Genomic DNA, 6,474 nt, shown 5'->3' on the forward strand with positions numbered 1-6,474 from the left:
CCTCCATACAAAAACTTTCGAGTCTTTATTGATTGTTTCTAACTATAGTCCCGTATTTTAGTTGTCCACCATCATATACGAATGACCACTGTTGGTTTGCGTCGTCAATCTTACCATCTACATACTCAACATACACAGAAAACCACACTTCATCGTCAGTTTTTTGCTCAATATGGTCAAAATACAAATGGCTTCCTACTACGCCATCAATACGATAACGCTCATAAACTTGTCCATTTTCTTCCCAGAACGGAACCTCTTTATAGACATTTGTGTTTATGTCCATATATGGGATAGGGTATCTTCTAGAAAAATACTGATACCATACATTTTCAATGTCTTGTAACGAATGGATATTTGGATCCGTAATTAACGTATTGCCGAAATCTCCAGTACCTTCAAAGAATGTTCCGGCCATATAACAATAGTAAACATGCCAAAAATCATTAATATGATCATTTGCATAGGCTAAAAGTTCTTCATCTGTATATAAATCAGACAAAGTGGCATCAACAACATGTTTAGTCTCAGCTTCTTCAGGTAGACTAACTGCATCCTGTTTAACTTCCATAGTTTCTTTCTTCTTGTGAACCACTTTTTCATCTTTCTTTTCTTTATTATCAGTACTTGCACATCCTGACAACACCAAAGTTGTTGAAAGAGTGGCTATCATAAATCTGTTTCTCATAGTTTTCATGCCTCTTTAATTCAAGTATATCATATTGACCAGTCTGCAATACGGACAAATTTTTCACCCTAAACTTAAGAAACACCTAATTTTGATAAAATATGTGCTTATTATTGGCATGAAATAGGGGAAGGGTCGAAAATAAGTCCGAATTAGGCAACAAGTTACAAAAAAGGAACTGTCAGTAAAGATTACAACGCCTAAGAACCTGTGTGATTACATCTCGAATGCCTAGAACAAAGAAACATATAGTCTCTTTGTTTTTTGTACATTCACAAACGAGCAAAGCAAACTTTGGAAGTTGTTAGTTTCATAATGAAGAAACACGATAATTTCTTAAAAGAAGTTGTTAGTTTCACGAAAACATGATGTCCCCCTCAAACTAACAACTTCCATTGTTGGTCTTTTTTTTACGCTTATTTTCCGTTTTACAAGAACTTAACGACCCCTATAAGAAATCCAATCAGTCAGAAATGACTTTTTTAACCAAAGTAATAATCACCTAAGCAAAACCAAAACAGTACAAACGTGTCAAAACGGGAAAACTAATAGGGAACTGATAGGAGAGAAACATGAAAAAACAGAACCTCTTTGTTGAGATTCTGTTTTCTTTATTTGTAGTTTACAGAGCTTGTTACGGTGTAATCGACTTTTGAAAGGTCGATGACGAAAGCGGGACGCACGCCATACATCATGCCTACAGGGCTGTGATCCAAGCCACCCCAATAGGATTCTAGATACATCGCACCGTTAGCATAGTCTCTAGAGCTGTCTCTTGTCCAAATGTAAGTATCATCTTCTCTTTCTCCCGAATGAATGGGTACTAAGAATGCTTTTACTTTATCTGGATTTTTCAAGTCAACCGCTTTTCCAATCTCACTTACACTAGGTAAGAATGCATGACGGTCGATTGTGTTATATACTTGGCCGTTATATCCGGTTTCCTGTTTTGAATCTGGGTCATTAGATGTTGCATATGAAGCTTGTTTAATGCTTGTAGTTTGAATAGCCACCTTCATTGTAGAAGATAAACTGTTGTACCAATCATTTTCTAAGTAATTGTCAATTTCACTGTCTTCATAAGTACTAGCGTTTTGCCCATTTGGTCTTAAACCGGAACCCCAATCAAACTTTGATTGGAATGCTCTATCTCCAATACTATCAGCAGTCATAACCAACGCTTGATTGTTTTCTTTTTGTTCTAGAACTACATATTTAGCTCCTTCAATATCCAAAGTATCTCCTGCTGAATAAACTTTCTTTTCCCATTGAGCAATCGCCGTGATTGTATCACCGTCTATAGTTGTTGCATTACATGAGCGTTCTTCGTCTTTATAAAAATATTTTTCAACTCCTGAAGGTTGTTCATTATCTTTATACCATTGCCAGTTGTTATAAATATAATATATTTCTCCATTGATTTTCTTACTAAAAACCCAGCCAGAAAAGGAATATCCTGATTTTTTAAAAGTGTTTTTTCTTAAGTGAACAACACCAGACTCAGCACTTGACGCATGATAGATGTGTGTTGTGTTTTCCATAACCCCACTATCTGCACCGTTTGCATCATATTTAATTGTATATGTAATTGGAGACCATTGAGCGACAGCTGTAATCACATCTTTGTCGACAGTAGTTGCGTTAGAAGTTCTTCTTTCGTCTTCGTATAAGCATTTCTTAGTTCCAGAAGGTTGAACGCCTTCTTTATACCATTGCCAGTTATCATAAAGATAATATATCTCTTTATTAATCACTCGAGTTAAATACCATCCTTGAAACTTATACCCTGTTTTTGTAAATGTATTCTTTCTTAGTTTTATTACACCGTCCATTTTGTCTGATTTATAGTATTTATGCACAGTGTCTGCCATAGATCCATTTCCACCGTTAGAGTCGTATTTTACTGTATAGGTATTTGTATCAAACTTAAGAAAAATGCTTGAATACAATATACCTTTACTGTTTTCAACATGTTTCGTGTCGATTCCGATTTTACCTTTTAATGAAAAATTGTTTAGATTATTCTCTCCATCAGAAGCCCCACTGTAATGATGACCTGTTGTTCCTTTGATATCTTTTATCTCATAGGTGTCTCCATAGTGAACTTTACCACCCCAGTCACTGACATCATCTGCAACTTTTTTACCGTTGATATAAATATCAGCAGTACCATAATCATGAACAGAATAATTGTTTACACCGTCTAAAATTGAATTCAAATCAAGTTTATATATGTATACATTGCTTTCAATATTGAACGTTAACTTATCCTTATAACTTCCACTAAAATTCATGTCAGTATAACTTAAAGTTGCATCAAAATTCTCATTAAAACTTTTCATATTTGAGGACTTTATATTGTCAACATGAAATGATTGTTTATCTAAAGTATAATCAATGGATTTACTACCACATTTCAGCTTGTAGCCATTTTGAGAATTGACCGTTACATCTAATTTGGTCTGTGCATCCATTTTACCAGTAACCGCAAATGAACCTTTACCACTATCTTTATCTATATCAACATCAGATGGGATTGTAATCGTATAACCAGACGTATCAATTGTCTGCTCATTTATAGCTTCAGCTTTTACAACATCTACATCACCACAGGCAATTGATCCTAAGATTAAGAAACCACATAATGTTATAAATTTCTTCATGTTTTTCATCTCATCACAAATACCTCCTTACTGTTACATTGAACCACAATTCGAATCCAAACAATTTCTCGTCATTTCTATGGATAAACACAAACAAAATCCTTGCAATACAATCAAAATTCACGTCAACTCTTCTGAAAGACCTTCTCGTAGCCTTCGAATCTATATCCAGAGCAAAACATTACTATGCAAAGTGTGTAAATGAATAGGAAGTTAAGGGAAAGAGCAGGGAAAATGTTTGTTTTTAGGTTTTACGCCAGCGTAAACTCATTAATAGACGGGAAATTGTTTGGGTTTAACGGGATTTTGTTTGTTTTCTGTCTGAATGATATACTAGAAGTAGGGAAATGTTGAGAATATGAAAAGAAATAGGTTGATGATAGCTGTCTTGATAACTTCTTTGATGTTGTCTGGATGTGCTGCTTCTGAAAAGAATAAAGATAAGAAGGTTGATGAGAAAGCCTCTCATAAGGAGCGAGGTAAATCCGAAACAAAGAAAAAAGAGGCAGAAAAGAAAGCTAAAGAAGTAAAGAAAACTAAAGAAGAAACATCACAAGAACAGGAAACTCAGGCAAGTCAGGATGAAGAAACGCCTGTTGCTACGGGGATTTCGAGTATGTTTACAGATGATGAATTGTTTGCTTTTGCTGATGAAACCGTAAATACATTTTATGCAGAACGTATGTCGTATATTTGTGGAACACATTTTACTTCGTCATCAAACTTTGAAAATTATATTAAGAATGATGATGGAATTTATTATGAAGTCGATGATTCACAAGTCCAATCGTATAATGATATCGAAAATGTTTATTACCAGAAGTTTTCTAGAAGATATCCCATCTGTTATGATAGACCTTACAACTTAAGTCCATTGACAAGACTTCCTTTTATTGAAGTAAATGGGAAGTTATATGAAGCATATTCTGCTATATGTATTAACGGAATCGGATGTAAATATACAGTAGGAGAAATCATTAAGAAAACGGATGATGAGTTCTGGGTAAGACTTAACAACTATTGCGAGCTTGACAATTCCACTAATCAAACAGACATTACCTGCTCGTTTGTATGGGAAGATGGTGGATGGAAATACGGTGATTTTAACAATCCTGAATTCTATAAAGTGGGATGATGTTTTTATTTGGCTATGACTTGTTTGATAGGAACGATATCAGGCAAGTCTTTTAATCCAAATCTTTATCAGGTTTGGCTTTTTATATTCTTGATTTTCATCTATTTAAGAACTATAGTATCCATGAATTAGAAACATAAATATATAGATGTTCTTTTGCTTGTATTTAAATACACTAATTCAAGATATTTATCATCCAAAATTGTTTGATAAAGAAAGAAGGCTTTAATCATGAAATTATTCAAATATATTCTCTGCTTATTTTGCACTATATCTTTAACAGCTTGTCACCAAGATGAAAAGCAAGATTTTTGGGAAGCTACCATTGATGCTGTTCAATCCAAATCCAAAGATAATGCGTACTTAAAAAACAACTGGAATATTGGTATAAGTTCAGACGAAGGCAAAAAGCATCAAAATATGGCTGCCCGCTATATCGTAGAAAACGACAATGAAACAACTACTACCATATTTGCTTTGCAAAACCAAAATGATAAAGAATATATATCCTATACATATACAACAGATGTAATTGAAGATACAAAAGAATATCAAAAGACAATAACTATTAATTCAACGAATAAGAAATATACAAAGTATGATATCCAATATAATTACTACGAATTTGAGAATGGAAACTACACATATGGAGAAGACGCAACTGGCTCAATATCAATCAATAAAGATGGCATTACATATGATAATGTTCCACTTTTAAATGAAGCAATCCAAAGCTGCTGTACAATAATTGATGATTTCCAGGAAGAATTTGATATCGATTATGAAGAATATGATTTTGATCCTCTACCATATCAAATGAAGGATTTGAATATTCCAAGTATAGATGAGATTCAGGAGGAAACCGCAACTTCTACAGACTACTATGGAGAACAAAGAATCAACGCAAAAGGATATACACTTGTTGATTGTTTAAGTATTTATAAAGATACAAATGAAGCAACCTATTCAACTTTCAATTACGAAAGACAGAGTGATGAGGAATCAATTCCATGTACACTTTCATTACAAGGTAATAACATTTATCTATTGACGCCAGATATGGATATTGATTTTACTTACTATATTTATAAAACAGACGACACCGTTTACATGTATTCCATAGACTATTCAAGTAATGAAATCATTGAGGATATTACCAACAACGGCGGAAATATGGCCGAGCAAGTTTTAAAAACCACAAATGACAGCTTACGAAAAAAGATTGCAGAACAATAAAAGCTAAACTATTTCTCGATTGTTTTAAGAACGCTCTCGTAGAACGAAAGTTGCTTTTATAACTAATCCTATGAAAACATTATTTCCAAAGTGTGCAATTTGTCGTTGTTGGTTTTCGAGGACGTTGTGAGAGAAATCGAGAAAGGAGAAGGGGATAAAAAAAGGACTCCATTTAAGGAATCCTAATGTGATATATCGTGTTTTATCCGATTTCTCTAGTATAAGCATACACAATTTTCGGAGCTTCAGCAGCCTTTGCAGCTGTTTCGGTATAATACTGAGTCAGTTTGGAAGTATCGTTCAATTTTCGAGCTTCTTCAGAAAGTGTCTTAATAGTTCGGTTTACATCTTTCAAGACTTCATATAATGAGTATTGATTATCTCGAATCTTTTCCAAGTTATCAACAATATCTGATGATTTGTTTATGATTAGGTTTTGCCTTAGCTCGGTTTCATTCAGTTTTTCACAGTATTACGGTGGTGTTATAAAGCAATATAGGTTTTTACAAGTTTTTATTGGTAATATGATGGTACTACAAATTTTTTGTATGAAAATTAAACATGATATATTTCCTCTCTACAAACCACTTATATTTTGTGTTAAAATAAATCTATAGATCGGAATTTATGGAGAAGACAATGATGGATAAAAAGACACAAAAAAAAGGCTTAAAAATTCAGTATAATACATTAGAAAATTAAAACACCAATGTTGATAAAAAAAACCAATCGAAATACAACATTGGCGTTTT

At 33.4% G+C, this 6,474-nt stretch carries 4 protein-coding genes; 2 read left to right on the top strand and 2 right to left on the bottom strand.

What is annotated here, in order from left to right:
* Nucleotides 1-25: 25 nt before the first annotated feature.
* A complete protein-coding gene (locus tag Q0F04_RS02320; protein ID WP_295749695.1) occupies nt 26-688 on the bottom strand; it encodes a hypothetical protein in 663 nt (220 codons plus the stop codon).
* Nucleotides 689-1,299: 611 nt separating this feature from the next.
* The gene (locus tag Q0F04_RS02325; protein ID WP_295749698.1) at nt 1,300-3,351 is read right to left on the bottom strand and encodes a DUF6273 domain-containing protein; all 2,052 of its coding nucleotides are present in this window, start codon (nt 3,349-3,351) and stop codon (nt 1,300-1,302) included.
* Between the two features lie 358 nt (nt 3,352-3,709).
* On the opposite strand from Q0F04_RS02325, the gene Q0F04_RS02330 reads away from it, so the two are divergent.
* Both Q0F04_RS02330 and Q0F04_RS02335 read left to right on the top strand, forming a co-directional pair.
* Complete coding sequence (locus tag Q0F04_RS02330) at nt 3,710-4,486, top strand: hypothetical protein (RefSeq protein ID WP_295749701.1); 777 nt, start codon at nt 3,710-3,712, stop codon at nt 4,484-4,486.
* 231 nt (nt 4,487-4,717) lie between these two features.
* Nucleotides 4,718-5,722: a hypothetical protein gene (locus Q0F04_RS02335; RefSeq protein ID WP_295749704.1), complete on the top strand. Its 1,005-nt coding sequence runs from the start codon at nt 4,718-4,720 to the stop codon at nt 5,720-5,722.
* The last annotated feature ends 752 nt before the right edge of the window (nt 5,723-6,474 follow it).

This window comes from uncultured Holdemanella sp., from assembly GCF_934772795.1.
Taxonomy (GTDB): Bacteria; Bacillota_I; Bacilli_A; order Erysipelotrichales; family Erysipelotrichaceae; genus Holdemanella.